The 19,068-nt window shown below is 67.3% G+C and carries 16 protein-coding genes and 1 pseudogene; 1 reads left to right on the top strand and 16 read right to left on the bottom strand.

Features of this window, described 5'->3' with window-relative positions; all coding sequences use genetic code 11:
• Nucleotides 1-4 precede the first annotated feature (4 nt).
• From secG to uvrC, 15 genes and pseudogenes are all read right to left on the bottom strand, one after another.
• Nucleotides 5-229, bottom strand: coding sequence for a preprotein translocase subunit SecG (gene secG, locus WEB06_10505; protein MEX2556053.1), 225 nt, complete (start codon nt 227-229; stop codon nt 5-7).
• Between the two features lie 65 nt (nt 230-294).
• Nucleotides 295-1,935 carry an ABC transporter substrate-binding protein gene (locus WEB06_10500; GenBank protein ID MEX2556052.1) on the bottom strand — a complete coding sequence of 547 codons (1,641 nt, stop codon included), beginning with the start codon at nt 1,933-1,935 and terminating at the stop codon, nt 295-297.
• A gap of 10 nt (nt 1,936-1,945) precedes the next feature.
• Nucleotides 1,946-3,568, bottom strand: a complete 1,623-nt coding sequence (locus tag WEB06_10495; protein MEX2556051.1) for a peptide ABC transporter substrate-binding protein — start codon at nt 3,566-3,568, stop codon at nt 1,946-1,948.
• A gap of 15 nt (nt 3,569-3,583) precedes the next feature.
• Nucleotides 3,584-4,684 (bottom strand): ABC transporter ATP-binding protein, encoded by a 1,101-nt coding sequence (locus WEB06_10490; protein MEX2556050.1) that lies wholly within the window; start codon nt 4,682-4,684, stop codon nt 3,584-3,586.
• Nucleotides 4,681-5,730: an ABC transporter ATP-binding protein gene (locus WEB06_10485; protein MEX2556049.1), complete on the bottom strand. Its 1,050-nt coding sequence runs from the start codon at nt 5,728-5,730 to the stop codon at nt 4,681-4,683. The genes WEB06_10490 and WEB06_10485 overlap by 4 nt, the downstream gene beginning before the upstream one ends.
• Nucleotides 5,731-5,732: 2 nt before the next feature.
• Nucleotides 5,733-6,632 carry an ABC transporter permease gene (locus WEB06_10480; protein MEX2556048.1) on the bottom strand — a complete coding sequence of 300 codons (900 nt, stop codon included), beginning with the start codon at nt 6,630-6,632 and terminating at the stop codon, nt 5,733-5,735.
• 8 nt (nt 6,633-6,640) lie between these two features.
• On the bottom strand, nt 6,641-7,570 hold the full coding sequence (locus WEB06_10475) for an ABC transporter permease (GenBank protein MEX2556047.1): 930 nt from the start codon (nt 7,568-7,570) through the stop codon (nt 6,641-6,643).
• Nucleotides 7,571-7,656: 86 nt separating this feature from the next.
• Complete coding sequence (locus WEB06_10470) at nt 7,657-9,318, bottom strand: ABC transporter substrate-binding protein (GenBank protein MEX2556046.1); 1,662 nt, start codon at nt 9,316-9,318, stop codon at nt 7,657-7,659.
• Nucleotides 9,319-9,508: 190 nt separating this feature from the next.
• Nucleotides 9,509-10,279 carry a triose-phosphate isomerase gene (tpiA, locus tag WEB06_10465; protein MEX2556045.1) on the bottom strand — a complete coding sequence of 257 codons (771 nt, stop codon included), beginning with the start codon at nt 10,277-10,279 and terminating at the stop codon, nt 9,509-9,511.
• Between the two features lie 11 nt (nt 10,280-10,290).
• Entirely contained in the window at nt 10,291-11,451 is a 1,161-nt protein-coding gene (locus tag WEB06_10460; protein ID MEX2556044.1) for a phosphoglycerate kinase, read from the bottom strand.
• Nucleotides 11,452-11,461: 10 nt separating this feature from the next.
• Nucleotides 11,462-12,469, bottom strand: a complete 1,008-nt coding sequence (gap, locus tag WEB06_10455; GenBank protein ID MEX2556043.1) for a type I glyceraldehyde-3-phosphate dehydrogenase — start codon at nt 12,467-12,469, stop codon at nt 11,462-11,464.
• A 42-nt stretch (nt 12,470-12,511) separates the two neighbouring features.
• Entirely contained in the window at nt 12,512-13,420 is a 909-nt protein-coding gene (gene whiA, locus WEB06_10450; protein MEX2556042.1) for a DNA-binding protein WhiA, read from the bottom strand.
• A gap of 29 nt (nt 13,421-13,449) precedes the next feature.
• Nucleotides 13,450-14,338, bottom strand: a pseudogene (yvcK, locus tag WEB06_10445) (uridine diphosphate-N-acetylglucosamine-binding protein YvcK).
• A gap of 19 nt (nt 14,339-14,357) precedes the next feature.
• Complete coding sequence (gene rapZ, locus WEB06_10440) at nt 14,358-15,254, bottom strand: RNase adapter RapZ (protein ID MEX2556041.1); 897 nt, start codon at nt 15,252-15,254, stop codon at nt 14,358-14,360.
• On the bottom strand, nt 15,254-17,167 hold the full coding sequence (gene uvrC, locus WEB06_10435) for an excinuclease ABC subunit UvrC (protein MEX2556040.1): 1,914 nt from the start codon (nt 17,165-17,167) through the stop codon (nt 15,254-15,256). The genes rapZ and uvrC overlap by 1 nt, the downstream gene beginning before the upstream one ends.
• A gap of 103 nt (nt 17,168-17,270) precedes the next feature.
• Here uvrC and WEB06_10430 point away from each other — a divergent pair, with 103 nt between their 5' ends.
• Nucleotides 17,271-18,257, top strand: coding sequence for a DUF559 domain-containing protein (locus WEB06_10430; GenBank protein ID MEX2556039.1), 987 nt, complete (start codon nt 17,271-17,273; stop codon nt 18,255-18,257).
• A gap of 335 nt (nt 18,258-18,592) precedes the next feature.
• On the opposite strand, the gene WEB06_10425 is transcribed toward WEB06_10430, so the two are convergent.
• Nucleotides 18,593-19,068, bottom strand: a 476-nt coding sequence (locus WEB06_10425; GenBank protein MEX2556038.1) for an excinuclease ABC subunit A, incomplete at its 5' end; no start/stop codon positions are given.

Raw genomic sequence — 19,068 nt, 5'->3', positions numbered from 1 at the left:
CGCGCTACCGGATACGGAAATGGAGCGCGATGGTGGTGACGATGAAGACGACCGCCGTGATGACGGTGATGCGGTCAAGGTTCTTCTCAACAACCGTCGACCCTCCCGACCCCGACATGCCGCCGCCGAACATCTCGGAGAGACCGCCGCCGCGGCCGGCGTGCAGCAGGATGAAAAGGATCAGTAGGACGGCGGATGCGATCTGGATGACGAGGATAACGGGCGTCACAAGCGGTCCTTTCTCAGTAGGTTCGGCACAGTCTACCGGAGGACCTCGGAAGTCGCGGCAGCCCCTCAGGGCCGGTCGAGCCACACCGCCGTCAGGTCTCCACGCAGGAAATACGGGTGTGGAACGAAGCCGCGGACGTCGGCCCCGAGGAGCGAAGCTTCGGACGGGAACGCGAGCGGCACCACCGTCGCCTGCCGCTGCGCCTCGTCGTCTGCCGCCCGCCACCGCTCGGCCGCGACCGTCGGATCCCGCTCCGCAGCAGCGGCGTCCAGCAGCGCGTGCAGGCTCGGATCTGCGATGCCCGAATAGTTGGTGTTCCCACGTCCGGCGATCGTCCGTCCGTCGACGAGCGGCGCGAGCGCGCCCCGCCCGCCGAGGCCCGGCCAGTCCGCGCACCACGTCGCGATGCCCATCGGCACCCGAGCAGACGGAACCTCGTACTGATCCTCGTAGAGGCTGGCGATCGGGATCGTCCGGATGTCTACCCGAACGCCGGCGGCCGCGAGCGCCGCGCGCACGGCCGCCGCGTGCGCCCGATCGATGAACTGATCACCGACGACGAGCCGGGTCGCGAATCCGTTCGGCCGGCCCGCCGCGGCGAGCGCCGACTTCGCGGCGGCAGGGTCGGGCGAGGGCGCGACCCGTCCCGGATCGTGTCCGTCCACCGTTGGAGGCAGGATCGCCCCGGCCGCCACCGCCGAGCCCGCGTAGGAGGCGGCGATCGTCGCGCGAGGCAGCGCGGCCGCCACCGCCACACGGACGGGCCGCGTGAAGGGCGCGACCCGAACATTCATGAAGAGGTAGCGAAGACAGCCGCTGGGCGCCCGCACGAGGCGCTCCGCCGGAACCCCCGGAACCGCCCCCGGTCCAACGTCGCCGGAAAGATCGGCTTGCCCGGCGAGCAGACGCTTCTGGATCTCGTCCGGCGAGACACCGATCTCGACCGAGATGCCGTCGACCCAAGCCGCGCGCACCGGATCGGAGTCCTTGTTCCAGGAAATGTTCCGCACCAGGGTGATGCTCCGCTCGGCTTTGTAGCCGCCCTCGTCGAGCTGGTACGGCCCGGAAGCCGAGATCTTGTCGGGCGCCGTAACCGGCGGAAGTCCGGGCGGAACCGCGCTCGCGGCGGGCGTTGCCAGCAGCCACAGCAGGTCGTTGACCGGTCGCGCAAGCGTGATCACCACGGTTCGAGCGTCCGGCGTCGTCACCCCCGAGATTCCGGTCGCACGTCTGGCCGCGAACGCGTCCGCCCCCGCGATCACGCGGAGATAGCCGGCGATCGGCGACCCTGCGGAGATCGCGCGCTCGAGCCCGGCTTTCACGTCGGCGGCGACGATCGGCCGCGCGGCCGGCGCGCCGAACGCCGAGCCCTCCCGGAGCTTGAATTCGTAGCGGAGCCCGTCGGGCGAGACGGCCGGCGCGCTTTCGGCCAGGTCGGGCACCGGACGCGAGCCCCCCGGCGCCGCTTCGGCGGGGAACGCCATGAGACCACGATGCATCGCACGCAGCAGCCCCCAGGCGGCCGGGTGCGCCGCGCGCTGGGGATCGAGCGCGTCGACGTCCTCCGCCAGGAGCACCCGGAGCGTCCCGCCGGATCGTGGAGGCGTCTGGACGCCGCCGGGCTCCGGCGGGTTCGAGCCGTCCTGAGTGCACGATGCCGCCCCGAACGCGAGCGCGAGCACCAGGAGGAAGCGCGCGCGCATCATCGAGGAAGGCCTACTCGGATGGCTTCAGGAACGCGGTCGTGATGGTCGGATCTCCGTACAGGTCCATCTCGAGCCCATCGAACTTGGAGAGACGGGCCAGTCGGATCTCGGTCAGCCACCACAAAGGGATGATCGGCAGATCCTGAAGGATCCGGGCCTCAGCCTGCTGGTACAGCTCGATGCGGGCAGCGGTGTCCCGCTCGCCGCGTGCGGCGGCGAGCAGCCGGTCGGCATCGGCGCTCTTGTAGCGACCGAGGTTGAGCTGTCCGACGGATGAGCTGTGGAACAGCGTGTAGAGCAGCGAGTCCGGGGAGGACATGGTCATCGCGATCTCGAACGCGGCGAATCCACTCAGCTGTGCCTTGTGCAGCACGTCGACGTAGTCGCTGAACGGCCGGATGCTCGTCGTCTGACTAGTGATCCCGAGGTTCTGCTTCCAGCTGCGCGCGATCGCGTCCACCCAGCGGCTCTGATTGCCGACCGGCGTGAAGTTCAGTTCGAGCGTCTTCGGCAACCGAACCTTGGAAACCGTCAAGATCCTGCGTGCCTCGGCGAGGTCGAACCGGCACGATGGACACGCCCCGATCCCTTCGTTGTTCGGCCGCTGGTAACCCGGAACGCCCGGCGGGATCACGCCGGTTGCGGAGGCGGCCAGCCCGCCCCAGGTGTCGCTTCGCGCGATCGTCGGCCGATCGATCGCCAGGGAGAGCGCGTGCCGGAACTCCTTGACGTTCGTCGGCGGCGTCCCAAGCGCCGCGAGGAACACCAATCGGGGCGTCACGCCGGTAACCGTCTGATCGGGGTTCTGCGAACGGACCTCGTTCATCCGCTCGGCGGGGATGCTCGTCCAGTCGACGTTGCCGGCGAGCCACTGCTCGTAGGAGACGTTGACGTCGTCCAGCAACACGAAAACCGCCTCCGAGAGGTTGGGCTTGTCCGGGCCGGTGTACATCGGGTTCGGCTCGAGAACGATCGACTCGTTGTGCTTCCACGGCTCCTTCAGCTGCCAGGGACCGTTGCCGATCGGGGCTTCGGCCCACGTGGGCTGCCGCGAGAGCATCGTTGCGTCCGAGGGAACCGGTGAGAAGGCGGGATGCGCCAGCTTGCTGATGAACTCGGCGTCGGGGGCGGAGAGCCTGATCCGGAGCGTGTACTCGTCGAGCGCGTCCACGCCGGCCAGGTCCGGCGAGGCCCCGGTTATGTGCCGTTCGCGGTACCCGAGGATCTCTGAGAACAGCGGCGCCACCGGCGATGATTCCGCCGGAGCGGTGGCACGCTCGAAGGCGCGGACGAAGTTCTCCGCGCGCACCGGCTCGCCGTTCGAGAACTTGTTGTCGCGCCGGAGGTAGAAGACGAACGTGACGGCGTCCGAGCTGATCTCCCACTCGGAAGCCGACGCGCGCTGAAGCGAACCCCGGTGCTCGTCGAACCGAACCAACCCGCGGAACAGATTCCGCACGATCCGGGTCTCGGATGCGTCTTCGGCGTGCGCGGGGTCGAGCGAGCCGGGTTCCTCGCCTTCAACGCGGATGGAGCCGCCGCGGGTTGGTGGGGGTTGCGAGTCGGTACAGGCCGAGCCGGCGAGGAAGAGGCTCAGACCGAGCGCAGCACGAATCCAGCGACGTGACGGCATGAGGATCCGTTCAGCCTAATCTCTCGCCTTGGGTCGCGAAGCCTTGCGAGTCTTCGTGCCCTTCGTCAGGGGCGTATCGGCCGAGATGCCGGTGATCGCGGCGGCCTCGGTCGGCGCCAACGGGTAGTGGCAGGCCGCGATGTGGTCGGTTCCCATGTCGGTCAGCTCGGGAACGACGGTCGAGCAGGTCGCCATCCGCTCGTCGGGGTTCGCGGCGGCGACGGGGCAGCGGGGATGGAAGCGGCACCCCGCCGGCGGGTTGACCGGCGAGGGAACGTCCCCTCGGAGCGGGATCCGCTTGTGCTCGCGCGCGATGATCGGATCGGGTGACGGGATCGCCGAGAGCAGCGCGCCCGTGTACGGATGCCGGGCCGAGCGATAGAGGTCGGAACCGCGCGCGATCTCGACGATCTTGCCCAGGTACATCACCGCGACGCGATCGCTGACATGCCGGACGACCGAAAGGTCGTGTGCGATGAAGAGATACGTGAGCTTCAGCTCCTCCTGCAGATCGTGCAGGAGGTTGATGATCTGCGCCTGGATCGACACGTCGAGCGCGCTGACGGGCTCGTCGCACACGATCAACTTCGGCTCGACGGCGAGCGCTCGGGCGATCCCGACGCGTTGCCGCTGGCCACCGGAGAACTCGTGGGGATACCGGTTGTGCCGGTCGGGATTGAGACCAACCCGCTCCATCAGCTCTTGAACGCGTCGGCGTGCCGCGGCTCCGTCCGCGAGGTGGTGGATCGTCAGCGGCTCGCCGATGATCGTGCCGACGGTCATCCGGGGGTCGAGGCTCGCGAAGGGGTCCTGGAAGATGATCTGGATCTCTCGTCGCAGCGGCCTTAACTGCTTCGCGGACAAGTGTGTGATGTCCCGACCCCTGAACCGGATCGTCCCGGAGGTGGGCGCCAGCAAGCGCAGCACCAGCCGTCCGGTCGTGGTCTTACCGCAACCCGTCTCCCCCACCAGGCCGAGCGTCTCACCCTCGAAGATGTCGAAGCTGACGTCGTCGACCGCGTGGACGTGGCCGATCGTCTTCTTGAACACGATACCTCGCGTGATCGGGAACCATTTCACGAGGTTCCGAACCTCGATGAGGGGCGTCCCGTTCAAGCCTTCACCCCGAGGATCTCAGCACGGCCGGCGTCCTTCGCATCCGGAGCGAGGAAGCACGCATCCTCATGCTCGCCCCGGAACTCGAGCTCCGGACGCTCCTTGTCACACGGCTCGAAGCGGAAATGGCAACGGGGGTGGAACGGGCATCCCGACGGGACGCGCATCAGCGACGGCGGCATGCCGGGGATGTTGATGAGACGGGTCTGCTCGCTTCCTGCTTCTTGTCGCGGGATGCTGCCGAGAAGGCCCCACGTGTACGGGTGCTGCGGGCGGTAGAAGATCTCCTCGGGCTTGCCGCGCTCAGCCATCCGTCCCGCGTACATCACCAGGATGTCGTCCGCGACCTGCGCGACGATACCGAGATCGTGGGTGATGAGGATGAGCCCCATCCCGAAGTCTCGCTGCAACCCTTGAAGCAGGTCGATGATCTGGGCCTGCACCGTCACGTCCAACGCGGTCGTCGGCTCGTCCGCGATCAGGATCGCCGGGTTGAGCGCGAGGGCCATCGCGATCATCGCGCGCTGACGCATCCCGCCCGAGAACTCGTGCGGATACATCCGTATCCGTTCGCCGGGGTTCGGGATACCGACGGTCGCGAGCAGCTCGATGGCGCGCTTCCGCGCGACGACCTTCGAAACGTCCTCGTGGGCGCGGATCATCTCGATGATCTGGTTGCCGATCCTATGGACGGGGTTCAGTGCCGTGAGGGGGTCCTGGAAGATCATCGCGATCTCCTTGCCCCGCACATGCCGGACCTCCTCCGGCATCAGCCTGAGCAGATCGCGCCCTTTGAACATCGCCGTTCCCGATTCGACCCTGCCGGTGCCTTTCGCGATGAGGCCCATGATCGAGAGGACGGTGACCGTCTTTCCGGACCCGGACTCGCCGACGATCGCGAGGGTCTTTCCTGCCTCCAGCGAGAACGACACGCCGTCGACCGCTTTCACGATGCCGGATGGCGTGTGGAAGGACGTCCGGAGGTCCTCGACCTCCAGGAGATGACCCTTGGACGGCTGCGGTTCGGGCTCGATCGACAGCGCCACGGTTACCGGAGGCGCGGGTCGAGGGAGTCCCGGAGCCCGTCGCCCAGGAGCACGAATCCGAGCACGGTCAGCGTAAGTGCCAAGCCCGGGAACAGGACCATGTACGGCTCGGTGGTGAGGTAGGACTGACCGTTCCGGATCATCAACCCCCAGGACGCTTCCGGTTCCGACAGGCCCGCGCCCAAGTACGTGAGCGCCGCCTCACTGATAACCACCGAGCCGACCAGAGCACAGGCATAAACGAGGGTAGGGGTCACGGCGTTCGGAAAGACGTGTCGGAAGAGGATCCTCGCGTTCCCGGCTCCGAGCGCCCGAGCGGCGTCGACGAACTCGGAGTTCCTGATCGCAATGACGCTCCCGCGAAACAGCCGGGCGATCGTTACCCACGCGAGAGACGCTAAAGCGATCACCAAGGCGAACTTGCTCTTCCCCAACGCCGTGACCAAGATCAGCGCACCGACCAGATAGGGGAACGCGAGAAACACGTCGATGAGACGCGACATGATCGAGTCGACGACGCCCCCGTAGTAGCCGGCGATGCCGCCGACCGTAAGGCCGACGAGCAGGATCATCCCGACGACGGTGAAACCGACGATGAGCGAGAATCGCGCGCCGTGGACGACGCGGCTGAACATGTCCCGGCCGAGCTGGTCGGTCCCGAACCAGTGGCGTGCGCTCGGACCCTGACGCGCGTCGGCGGCGACGAAGCCGTCGGTCGGCTGAGTAGCGATCACATCGGCGAAGATCGCCGACAGCGTGATGACCGCGATGATCACGATTCCCGCGACGGCCAGCCGGTTCTTGCGCAACCGGCGCCACGCCTCACCCTTGAGGCTCGCGACCTCGTCGCCGGCCGCCGACGGGTGAGCTTGGAGCTCAATATCCGGAGCGGAGATGCTCACAGTGCCTCCTAGTCGTACCGGATCCGGGGATCGATGACCGCATATAACAGGTCGACGATGAGGTTCGCGACCAGGTACACGAAGACCACGAATATCGAAATGCCCAGCACAACCTGGTTGTCCTTCGACTGGATCGACGAAGCAAGCTGGCGTCCGAGGCCTGGGATGTTGAACACCGTCTCGGTGAGGATCGCGCCACCGATGAGCGTGCCGATGTCGACGCCCAGGTAGGTCACGACCGGGATGATCGAGTTCCGCCACGCGTGATTGACGATGACTCGTCGTTCCCGCAGCCCTTTCGCGCGAGCGGTTCGAACGTAATCCGTCTCGAGCGTCTCGAGCAGGGTGGTCCGCTGCAGGCGCGCGACGTACGCCATGGACACCGAGGCAACCACGAATCCGGGCAAGATGTAGTGCTTCCAGGTGGTAAGACCCGTGATGGGTAACCCGAGGGTGCCCTTGGTCTTCAGGGCCATTATCTGAAGGAGCACGCCGAGAACGAATACGGGGATGCTCACCAGGATGATCGCGCTGAGCGTGACGCTCGCATCCGCAATCGAGTATTTCTTCACCGCCGAGATCATCCCGGTGCTGAGGCCCAACACGACCAGGAAGAAAGATCCGGCTATGGCCAGCCGGAAGGACACGGGCACCTTCTCCTTGATGATCTCCCAGACCGGCTGGCGGGTGACCGAGGACTCGCCGAAGTCGAAATGGACCAGGTTGTTCAAGTAGCGGCCGATCCGAACCGGGAGCGGATCGTTCAACCCATACTTCTCGATGACGGCGTCGCGGAACTCTTCACTGGTGGCCCGCTCGCCGACGAGGGCCTGCACGGGATCCCCGGGGAGCACGTACATGGCGAGGTAGAGGAGGATGACCGTTCCGATGACGACCGGGATCATCTGCAGGAGCCTGCGGATGATGTAGCGGTTCATCCCCAATCCCTCTCGTTAGGCGAGGAACGGGGCGCCTGCCCCGAAGGGCAGGCTCCCCGTTCCAAGTGTAACCCCGAAGCTGGTGGCTAGGCAGCCTTCAGCGACACGAGCTCCCACGCCGGGTACCCGTACTGAAGCTCGACGGTGAACGGCGACGCGAACTTCGTCGCGTTATACGTCAGCGCCGACTTCGAGTAGAACATCGGGATGATCGGCATATCCGCGATGATCGCGTCCTCAGCCTGCTGTTGCAGCTTCAACCGTTCCGAGTTGTTCAGCGTGCGCTGAGCATCGGCGATCAGCTTGTCCACTGCGGGGTTGTTGTACTTGCTGTGGTTGTCCCCTGAGGTGGACACGAACAGCGGGTTGAGCCAGTTGTCCGGCGTCGGGTAGTCCTGCGCCCAACCGAGGCGGGCGAACGCCGGAACCTCGAGGAACTTCGAGTTCAGGTACTTGTCCTTGCCCGAACCCGTGTAGTCGTCGAACGACGCGATCGGGACCAGCCGGGCCGTGATGCCGAGATTGGCCTTGAGCTGTGCCTGAACCGCCGCCATCCAGGTGCCGTGCCCGCCGTCCGCGTTGAACGGAAGGTCGAGCCGGAGCTTGGAGACGTCGACACCGGACTCTGTGAGGAGCGTCTTCGCCTTCTCGAGGTTGAACTCGCAGAAGTCACAGACTCCTTCGCGATGCCCGAACGTGAGCGGCGGGATGATGCTGGTCGCCGGGACACGCTGGTCGTTGAACACGGCCTTCACGATGTCCGCCCGGTTGATCGCCATGGAGACGGCCTGCCGGAACTTCGCGTTGCCCGTGATCGAGTTGGTCGTGTTCGCCGTCAGGTACGTGAGGATCGGGCCGGGCTGCTGGACGAACGCCCTGCCGAACTTCGCGTCGGCGTCCGCGTACGACTCCGGCGGGACGTCACCCGAATCGAGGGTGTTGGCCTGGAACTCGAGGTACTGGTTCTGCAGGGCCTGGTCGCCCACGAAGACCTTCCATTCGATCGAGTCGAGGAAGCCCTTCGGGGTGCCGGTGTACCCGCTCCAGCGCTTGACCTTGAGTCCCGCTTCGCGCTTGTACTCCCCATCCATCTGATAGGGGCCGTTGCCGTCCGGGTTCACGGTGAACGTCTTGGACGGCTTGCCGTCTGCGCCGTCGGCCGACTTCGGCACCGGCGAGAAGGCCTGGTGACCGGTGCGGATGACGAACTCAGCGTTCGGAGCGTCGAGCTCGACGACCAGCTCGTGGTCGTTCGCGCCCTGCCTCACGCCCGCGAGGCTGGTTGCCTTACCCGCCTGCGCGTCGTCGAAGCCCTTGATGCCGGCGAAGTGGAACGACAGCTCGGAAGGCGTGACGTCCTTCTTCACGACGGCGATGCGGTTGAACCCGCGGATGAACGATTCGGCCGTGACCGGCTCACCGCTGTGGAACGTAGCGCCCTGACGAAGCGTGAACGTGACCGACGTCGCGTCGGCGCTCACCTTGTAGTCGGATGCGGCGCCCTTCTTCTCCAGCTCCGCAGTGCGCGGGCTGTAGGAAAGAAGCGAGTCGAACAGAAGACCAACCGGCTCGGCGCACGTCGTCGTGCCGCAGTACGCCGGATCCAGGTCGCCCGGATCGCCGAGGCCGGCTACGACGCTACCGCCGACCTGTCCCGTTGGCTCTCCGTCACCATCGCCACCACACGCCGCTGCCGCGAGCGTGAGGATGGTCATGAACACGAGGATCTTGCCGTATTTCCTTACCATGAACCCTCCCTCCCCACCGGAAACCGGGGGCGACTATACCATGCAGCCCAAAGCACCCAAAGCAACGCAGTCCCGCATCTACCAGGCCGTATGCGCGCTTGAACGTGAGGGCCGAGCGCCCCGCCGTACTGGTATACGGCCGGGCGAACGGCTGAGATTGCGCGACCGTTCGGCCGCGGTCCGCGGTCGGCTAGCCGCGGTAGCGAACGACGAGCGCGAAGTCCTCTGCGTCGAGGCTCGCACCGCCGACGAGCGCGCCGTCGATCTCGGGCTCGGCCATGATCGCTGCGATGTTGCCGGCGTTGACGCTGCCGCCGTACTGGATCCGGATCGCATCCGCGGTCGGCCGGTCGCTGATCTCGGCGACCGTCCGTCGGATGAATCCGATGACGGCGTTGGCGTCGGATGCTTGAGCGGTGCGGCCGGTCCCGATCGCCCAGATAGGCTCGTAGGCAACCACGACGCCGGCGAGCGCCTCTCCGGAGATGCCCGCCAGCGACGCGCGGATCTGCGTGCCGACCACCTCTTCGGTGCGATCGGCCTCGCGCTCGTCCAGGGTCTCACCGACGCACACGATTGGAGTCATCTCGTTGCGGATGACCGCTTTCGCTTTGCGGTTCACGATCTCGTCCGTCTCACCCAAGTGCTGGCGCCGCTCGGAATGACCGACGATGACGAACGAGCACTTGAGTCGGGCGAGCATCGGCGGCGACACCTCGCCCGTGTACGCTCCCTTGTCCTCCCAGTGGCAGTTCTGCGCGCCGAGCGCCATCGGGATCCGGTCGCCCTCGATCAGCGTCTGGACGCTGCGCAACGCCGGGAAGGCCGGGCACACGACGACGTCGACCGCGTCGTAGTCCTGGGGACGCAGGTTGTAGTGGAGCTTCTGGACGAGCGCGATGGCCTCGAGGTGGTTGAGGTTCATCTTCCAGTTGCCGGCGATGATCGGCTTTCGGGCCATGGCGGCGGATACTACCCCCTCCGGAGCGGGACGAGCCCCGGCAGGTCTTTGCCTTCGAGGAACTCGAGCGAGGCGCCGCCGCCGGTCGAGATGTGCGAGACCTCGTCCGCGTAGCCGAACTTGCGCAGCGCGGCCGCGCTGTCACCCCCGCCGATGACCGAATAGCAGTCGCTCTTCGCGATCGCCGCGGCGATGGCGCGCGTGCCGGCGTCGAAGTCGTCGACCTCGAACACGCCCATCGGGCCGTTCCAGAAGACCGTCCTTGCGGCGCGGATCGCGTCGACGTACGCGCGGCAGGTCTCCTTGCCGATGTCGAAGCCGGCGAGCTCGGCGGGGATCTGATCGGCGGCGACGACCCGCTTCTCGACGCCGGGCTCGGGCGCGCGCGCGACGACGATGTCTGTCGGGACGGCGATCTTGTCGCCTGCGTCGCGCATGAGCTCGGCGACGACGGGCACCTGATCGGGCTCGAGCAAGGACTTGCCCACGCCGTATCCCTTGGCCGCGAGGAACGTGAAAGACATGCCGCCGCCGATCAACAGCCCGTCGACCAGATCGAGCAGGCGCTCGAGCACCCTGAGCTTGTCCGAGACCTTCGCGCCGCCGACGACGGCGACGAACGGCCGCTCCGGCTCCGTCAAGAGCTTGGAGAGGACCGCCACCTCCTTCTCCAGGAGCCTTCCTGCGGCCGCCGGCAAGAGCTGCGCCACGGCGACGACGCTCGCGTGCGCGCGGTGCACGGCGCCGAACGCGTCGTTCACGTAGACGTCCGCGAGTGCGGCGAGGCGCGCGGCGAACGCACGATCGTTCGACTCCTCCCCCGGGTCGAACCGCAGATTCTCCAGGAGCACGACGCGCGAGACTTCCGGAACCGGCCCTGTCGGCGACGCGCAGAGCGGCACGTCCTCGCCGAGCAGCTGCCCGAGGCGAGCGGCCACCGGCGCGAGCGAGTACGTGGGGTCCGGTTTCCCTTTCGGCCGGCCGAGATGCGAGCAGACGACGATGCGCCCGGCTCCCCGTTCGAACAGCTCTTCGATCGTCGGGAGGGTCGCTCGGATCCGCAGATCGTCCGCGATCGACCCGTCCTGCTTCGACAACGGGACGTTGAAGTCGGCGCGCAGCAGCACGTCTTTGCCGGCGACGTCGATGTCGTCGATGGTGCGGAGCTTCACAGCGTCCGCGCTAGAGAGAAGCGCCGATCTTGGTGACCAGGTCTACGAGCCGGTTCGAGTAGCCCCACTCGTTGTCGTACCAGCCCATCACCTTGACGAAGTTGCCGTTCGCCATCGTCTGCTTCGAGTCGAAGATGCACGAGTGCGGATTTCCGACGATGTCGCTCGACACGATCGGATCCTCCGTGTACTGCAAGTAGCCCTTGAGGCTGCCGGCTTGCGAGGCCTCGAGGTACGCGTGGTTGACGTCGTCGATCGTGGCGTCCCGGTTCAGGATGCACACCAGATCGGTGATCGAGCCGTCGGGAACCGGCACACGAAGCGCGGTGCCGTCCAGACGCCCTTTCATCTCGGGCATCGCGAGCGAGGTCGCCTTCGCTGCGCCCGTTGAGGACGGAACGATGTTGATGGCGGCGGCGCGACCGCGACGGAGATCCTTGTGCGGCAGGTCGAGCAGGTTCTGGTCGTTGGTGTAGGCGTGAACCGTGGTCATGAAACCGCGCTCGATGCCGAAAGCGTCGTGCAGGACCTTCGCGAGTGGAACCACGCAGTTCGTCGTGCAGGACGCGTTGGAGATCACGCTGTGCTTGGCCGGGTCGTAGTCGCCATCGTTCACACCCATCACGATCGTGATGTCCTCGCCCTTCGCGGGGGCGCTGATGACGACCTTGCGCGCGCCGGCGTCGAGGTGCTTCGCGGCCTTCTCCCGGTCGGTGAACAGCCCGGTCGATTCGATCACTACGTCGACGCCGAGGTCTTTCCACGGAAGGTTCGCGGGGTCGCGCTCGGCGGTGACGCGGAGTTCCTTGCCGTCCACGGCGATCCCGTCGCCGGTGGCTTTAACCTCGGCATCGAGGACGCCGAGCACCGAGTCGTACTTCAGCAGATGAGCGAGGACGGCGGACTCGGTGATGTCGTTGACGGACACGATCTCGAGGTCCGCCCCGCGCTTGCGCACCGCGCGGAAGAAGTTGCGTCCGATCCTGCCGAAGCCGTTGATACCGACCTTCAACGCCATGGAGCGACCTCCCGCGGATTCCGATGATGTGCGGTCTCTAGCCTATCCAACCAGCTCCTCAGCGAGCCTTCCAAGGTGCCGCAGGCGACCGGCCACGGCCGGCTTGGTGATCGGCGGCCGGCACAGGCGGCCGAGCTCTTCCATCGAGGCTTCGGGATTCGTCAGTCGCAGATACACGACCTCACGCACCGCCGGAGGGAGGCCCTCCTCGCCGAAGCGCGCGAGCGCGCGCTCCGCCCACGCCCGTTGCACCATCGCCGCCCGGGCGGTACGCCGCGCATTGGCCTCGTCGCAGTTCGCGAGGCGGTTCGCGACGCCGCGCACGCTCTTCCAGACGGATCCTTCCTCCCACTCGAGGTAGCCGTTGTGCGCGCCCATCGCGGCGAGAAGCCGTCCGACGGCGGCGCCCTCCTTCGCGTAAAGGGCGAAGGCGCCGCGATGCTCGCGCAGGCGGCCGGTCGAGCCGACCCGCTCGGCGAGGCCGCCGATCCCTTCGGCGGTGGCTTGGTCGGGCGATCGGATCTCGAACTGAACCGGGGCACGCGGCTCAGAGACCGACCCATGCGCCAGGAAGGCGCCGCGCAGATAGGCGCCTGCGCAGCAGCGTCTCGACACGATCTTGCTCGGAACGCCCGCGCGCAAGCGGCCGGCGCCGTCGAGCACTCCAGAATCGATGAACGGGCCGAGCGCCGCCTCCTGCACGCGGATCACGAATCGCTGGCGCGGGCGCGCCCGGCCGGGTTCGAGGATACGGATCTCCGCCGGCTCCGCGAACCCGGCCGTGAGCCCCGAGTAGACCTTGCGCGCGATCCCGGCGTCGGGGACATCGACCTCGAGCGCGAACCGGCCGCCGGCGATATGGAATGTGCCTGCGGAACGGAGGATCGCGGCGAGCTCGGCCCGGCGACAGCATGCCCGGGGCGCCTGGAGACGCGCGAGCTCCGATTTCACTCGATCCGTGAAGCCGACTCCTCTCCCTTTCAAAGCAGCCCCTTGAGCGCGGAAGCGAGCTTGTCGGGGTCGTGACGAGCGGCCGACGCGATGAGGTCGGCTCTCACGACCGGAGCGCGGAGCGACCCGAGCTCGATCGCGTCGGTCACCAGCGGTCTTGCGACGCCGGGAAGCGGACCCTCGTGCACCAGCACCGCATCCAGACGCAGACCCGGGATGTGCTCGACGAGCGCGCGGATGTGACCGGCGGCGTCGAGTCCCGCCGTCTCGCCGAGCTGCTGCGCCGCGTTCAGGACCAGCGCCACGCGACCGGCGCGCGGGAGGGCGGCGCCGATCCCCGGCACCAAAAGCGCCGCGAGGATGCTCGTGAAGAGGCTGCCCGGGCCGAGCACGGTCAGCGTCGAGGTCTCGATCGCCTCCACCGCCTCCTCGGCGGCCGGCGGATCCTCCGGCTCGAGGAACAGGCGCTCGACCGGGCCGGGCCCGGTGGCGATCGAAACCTGGCCACGGATGTCGTGTCCTCCCATCCGGGCGCGGAGCCGTACGGGGGTCGAGGTCGCCGGCAGGACGCGACCCAATACGCCCGCGATCTCGGCGACCTCGTCCACGGCCGCGACGAAGTCGCCGCGCAGGTCGGAAAGCGCCGCGATCAGCAGATTGCCGAGCGGATGACCGGCGAGATCCCCCTCCGAGAAGCGGTATTGGAGGAGCGCGGCTCTCGCCGGCGAGAGCCGCGATCGCCATGCGCAGGTCTCCGGGCGCCGGGATCCCCAGCCAGTCGCGCAGGACTCCCGATGAGCCGCCGTCGTCGGCGACGGTGACGACGGCGGTGACGTCGTCGGTTAGCTGCCGGGCGGCGCCGAGCGCCGCGGAAAGGCCGTGGCCGCCGCCGATGCAGACGATACGAGGACCGGTCATGTCTGCGGTCGAAGCCGGCTCAGCTGCGGTCGATGTCGCGGTGCTCGACGGCCACCGGGAGCCCGCGACCGCGCAGCATCTCGGCGACCTCCTCGCCGACGACGACCGACCGGTGGCGGCCGCCGGTGCAGCCGATGGCGACCGTGAGGTACCGCTTCCCCTCGGTCAGGTACCCGGGGATCAGCACCTCGAGCATCTGCTCGAAGCGGAGCAAGAAGTCGGTGGTCGCCTGGCGAGACATCACGTATTCAGATACCCGCGTGTCGGTCCCGGGAAGCGGGCGAAGCTCCTCGACCCAGTGCGGATTCGGCAAGAATCGAACGTCCAGCACCACATCGGCGTCCATGGGGAGGCCGTACTTGTAGCCGAACGAGACGACGGTGACCTGCAGGCGCGTCTCGCGCGGGGACTTGGAGAACGCACCGACGATCCGATCGCGCAGATCGTGGACGGTCAGGTCGCTGGTGTCGATGACGAGGTCGGCCTGCGCGCGCATCGACTCGAGCAGCGCGCGTTCGGCCGCGATGCCGTCGACGACCCGCTCGCCGAGCGGATGCCGCCGGCGGGTCGCTTCGAACCGGCGCACGAGCACGTCATCGCCGGCGGTGAGGAAGAGGATCCGATAGTCGACGCCGCGTTGCGCGAGATCCTTCAACGCTTCGGTCAGCTCGGAGAAGAACTGACCGCCGCGGACGTCGACGACGAGTGCGATGTGCTGCGCCGGCGAGCCCGGCGCCTGACCGAGGTCGGCCATCTTGCCGATCAGCGCGGGCGGAAGGTTGTCGATCACGAAGTAGCCGAGATCCTCGAGCGCCTTCGAGGCCTCGGACCGGCCGGCGCCCGACAGCCCGGTGATGATGGTGAAGTCGGGGAGCTCGGAGGGGACGTCCTCGCGGCGGGGCTCGGTGCGCGCCATCAACGCTCCCCCACTCGCGGCCGTCCGTTGCCTTCCAGCTCGACCCCTCCCTTTGGGAGTTCCAGGCCTCGCAGCGTCGCGTGCACCTTCTTCGCGACCGACGCCGGAACCACCTCGGCGAGCTCTTCCTCGCTCGCTTGAAGGATACGGCGCACCGAGCCGAAAGTCCGCAGCAAGCGTTTCTTGCGTTCCTCCCCGACGCCGGGGATGCGATCCAGGGCGCTCTCCCGGATCCTGCGTCCGCGCAGGGTGCGGTGATAGGTGATCGCGAACCGGTGCGCCTCGTCGCGGATGTGCTGGAGCAGGTAGAGCGCTTCGGATCCTCGCGGGATATCGACGGGATCCGCCTGATTCGGGAGGTAGACCTCCTCGAAGCGCTTCGCGAGGCCGACGGCGGTCAGCTCCTGGACGCCGAGCTCCGCGAGCACGCCGAGGGCGGCGTTCAGCTGTCCCTTCCCGCCGTCGACGACGACGAGGTTCGGTGGGTAGGCGAACTTGCGGGCCTTGTCGAGCGGCTGATCGCGCTCGGACAGATAGCGGAGGAATCGCCGGCGGATCACCTCGGCCATCGACGCGAAGTCATCCTGGCCCTCGACGCTTCTGATCTTGAACCGGCGGTAGTCCGACCGCTTCGGAAGCCCGTCCTCGAACACGACCATCGAGCCGACGACCTCGGTGGGACCGGTGTTGGAGATGTCGAAGCACTCGATGCGGAGCGGGGCCTCCGAAAGTCCGAGCGCCGATTGCAGGGCGTTGAGCTGCTTCGCGCGGGCGGCGAAGTCCGAGCGGCGCTTGAGCTTGTGTTGCGTGAACGACTCGCCGGCGTTCTGCGCCACGGTCTCGAGCAGGGTGCGCTTCTCGCCGCGCTGCGGGACGCGGAACTCGACGCGGCCGCCCCGCCGCGTTGCGAGCCACGCCTTCAGCAGATCGGCGTCGGCCGGGATCACCGGGACGAGGATCTCCCGCGGGATCTCCTCCTCGGTCATGTAGAGGTCGCGGATGAAGGACGCGAGGAGCGCCGGGGTGTCGAGCTCTTCGACCTTGTCCACCACGAAGCCTTTGCGACCAACCATCCGGCCGTGGCGTACGAAGAAGACCTGCAGAGCGGCTTCGAGCTCGTCCTCGGCGAGCGCGACGGCGTCGAAGCTCTCGTTCCGGTCGGAGACCACGACCTGCTTCTCGATCGCCTTGCGTACGCTGGCCAGCTGGTCGCGCAGACGCGCGGCGCGCTCGTATTCCATGTCTGTGGAGGCGCGGCCCATGTCGGCGTCGAGGCGCTCCAGCACGGGCTCGAAGCGGCCTTCGAGGAAGGAGACGAGATCCTCGGCGATGTGGCGGTGCTGGTCCGTGTCGACGTGACCGACGCATGGGGCGGCGCACTTGCCGATGTCGTAGAAGAGGCACGGCCGGTTGATCCGCCGGCATCGGTCGAACACGCCCTGCGAACAGGTGCGGACCGGGAATGTGCGCAGGAGAAGATCGAGCGTCTCGCGGATCGCGTACGCGTGCGCGAACGGCCCGAAGTAGCGCACACCCTTCCGCTTCTTCCCGCGTAGCACCATGGCTCGCGGGTACTCCTCGTCGAACGTGATCGCGAGGTAGGGATAGGACTTGTCATCGCGGTAGCGAACGTTGAACCGCGGCTTGTGGGCTTTGATCAGGTTGTACTCGAGGTGGAGCGACTCGACCTCGTTGGCGACGACGATCCACTCGACGTCTGCGGCCGACTCCACCATCGCCGCGGTCCGGGGGTGCATGGCGTCGGGGTCCTGAAAATAGCTCGATACCCGGCTGCGCAGCGACAGCGCTTTCCCGACGTAGACCACCCGGCCCTGGGCGTCCTTGAAAAGGTAGGCGCCGGGCTGGTCGGGGATCTCGTTGGGCTTGGGCCACCGGGCGGCGCGAGAGCTCACCCGTGCATGTTAGCCGCGCGCGAAACGAGAAGATGGCCGGTATCCGGGTGAACCAGGCGGCCGCCATCCCGTTCCCCGTGAGCCCGTGTTACTACCTCAGACGATGGACCAGGTACTACGCGGCGAAGCGTCTGAAGAACGCGTGGAACGGCGCATCGCCCGCTTGGCGGCGTCGCAGCACGGCGTATTCTCGCGCGCCCAGGCGCTCGCATCCGCTGCGACCCGGGGACACATGGAATGGAAGGTCGCGACGGCGTCATGGGAGATCGTCCATCGGGGCGTTTACCGGGTGGCGGCGGTCCCGCGATCATGGCGCCAGGATCTGCTCGCTGCTTGCCTCATGGCCGGGGACGGCGCTGCCGCCTCGCACCGGGCGGCTGGGGCGCTTGTCCACTTGCCCGGGATACCGGAAGGGACCGTCGAGATCAGCGCTCCGAAGTCGCGGCGCGTACGGCGCGGTGGAGTCGTCGTCCATCAAGTTGGCGCCCTCGCCCGGGTCGACGTGACATCGATCGATGCGGTCCCGAGCACGACCGTGACCCGGACGCTGATCGACATCGCCGCCGTTCTCGGCGAGGAGCCTCTCGGGGAAGCGATCGACGACGCGCTTCGCCGCCGGTTGACGACGATCCCGCGATTACGCCGGCGCCTGGCGGAACTAGGCTCCCGGGGACGGGCCGGCGCCAAGAAGTTGCAGCGGGTGCTCGACACTCGCGACGGATCCCCCGTTTCCGACAGCGTGCTCGAGGCCAGGTTCCTCAGCCTCGTTCGCCGGGCACGGCTCCCAGCCCCGATCTGCCAGCATCCGATCCGCGGGTTCGGTCGGCTGGTCGCGGTTGCCGACTTCGCGTGGCCGGAGGCGAGGCTCGCCGTGGAGACGGAGGGCTACCGATGGCATTCCGGTCGAACTCGGTGGTCGCGCGACCTCGCCCGCCGTAACGCGCTAACCGCGCTCGGCTGGAGGGTCTTGCATGTCACGTGGAGCGACGTGCACAGCGCGCCGGACCAACTCGTGGAAACGATCGCCCACGTTCTCGGATCCGTCATACGATCAGGATCGGCGATCCTCCCACCAAGCCGTCGGGCTTGAGGTGCCAGAACAGCACCCGCTCTTCCGGGAGGAGCCGGTCCCTCGTCGTCGGAAGCGGTCCGAGGTGGTCGTCGACACTGACGGATTAGGACGCATAGGGGCCCTTGGAAGGTTGCAGACCGGGATCAAAGGATAGGGCGAGCCCGCAGGCTCGCCCTCGCCACATGGTCTTCGATTATGAGGCCGCGCAGTTGCCCTGTCCTTCATCCCTCGGCCCCACCGAGGCGGGGCCTTCATCCTTGGGACCACAACACTTTGGGCGCGGTTCTCATCCGGATACATCGACCGTTCGAGCGCCGGCGATAAGGGACTTGAGGCCCGGCCAACGAAAATCGTCAGTTCGTACTAGCCCGCTGGGCGGGTTCGGCCTCTTGGGAGTGAATGCCGAGCACCTCTCGCAAGAAGCGGCCGGTGTACGACCGGGTCACGCCGGCGACGTCCTCGGGCGTGCCTTGAGCAACGATCTCGCCGCCGAGATTCCCGCCCTCCGGCCCGAGGTCGATGATCCAGTCCGCCTGCTTCACGACGTCGAGGTTGTGCTCGATCACGATCACCGTGTTCCCGGCATCGACGAGCCGTTGGAGCACCCCCAGCAGCTTCGAGATGTCCTCGAAGTGAAGGCCCGTCGTCGGCTCGTCGAGGATGTACACCGTCCGGCCCGTCGCGCGCTTCGACAGCTCGCTCGCGAGCTTCACGCGCTGCGCCTCGCCGCCCGACAGCGTCGGCGCCGGCTGCCCGAGCTTGATGTAGCCAAGCCCGACGTCGTTCAGCGTCTCGAGGTGACGGCGGATCACCGGCAGCGCCTCGAAGA

The organism is Actinomycetota bacterium (assembly GCA_040905475.1).
In the GTDB taxonomy this organism is placed as follows: domain Bacteria; phylum Actinomycetota; class AC-67; order AC-67; family AC-67; genus DATFGK01.
Note: the sequence above shows the minus strand (reverse complement) of the source record. Positions and strands in the feature narration are given on the sequence as shown.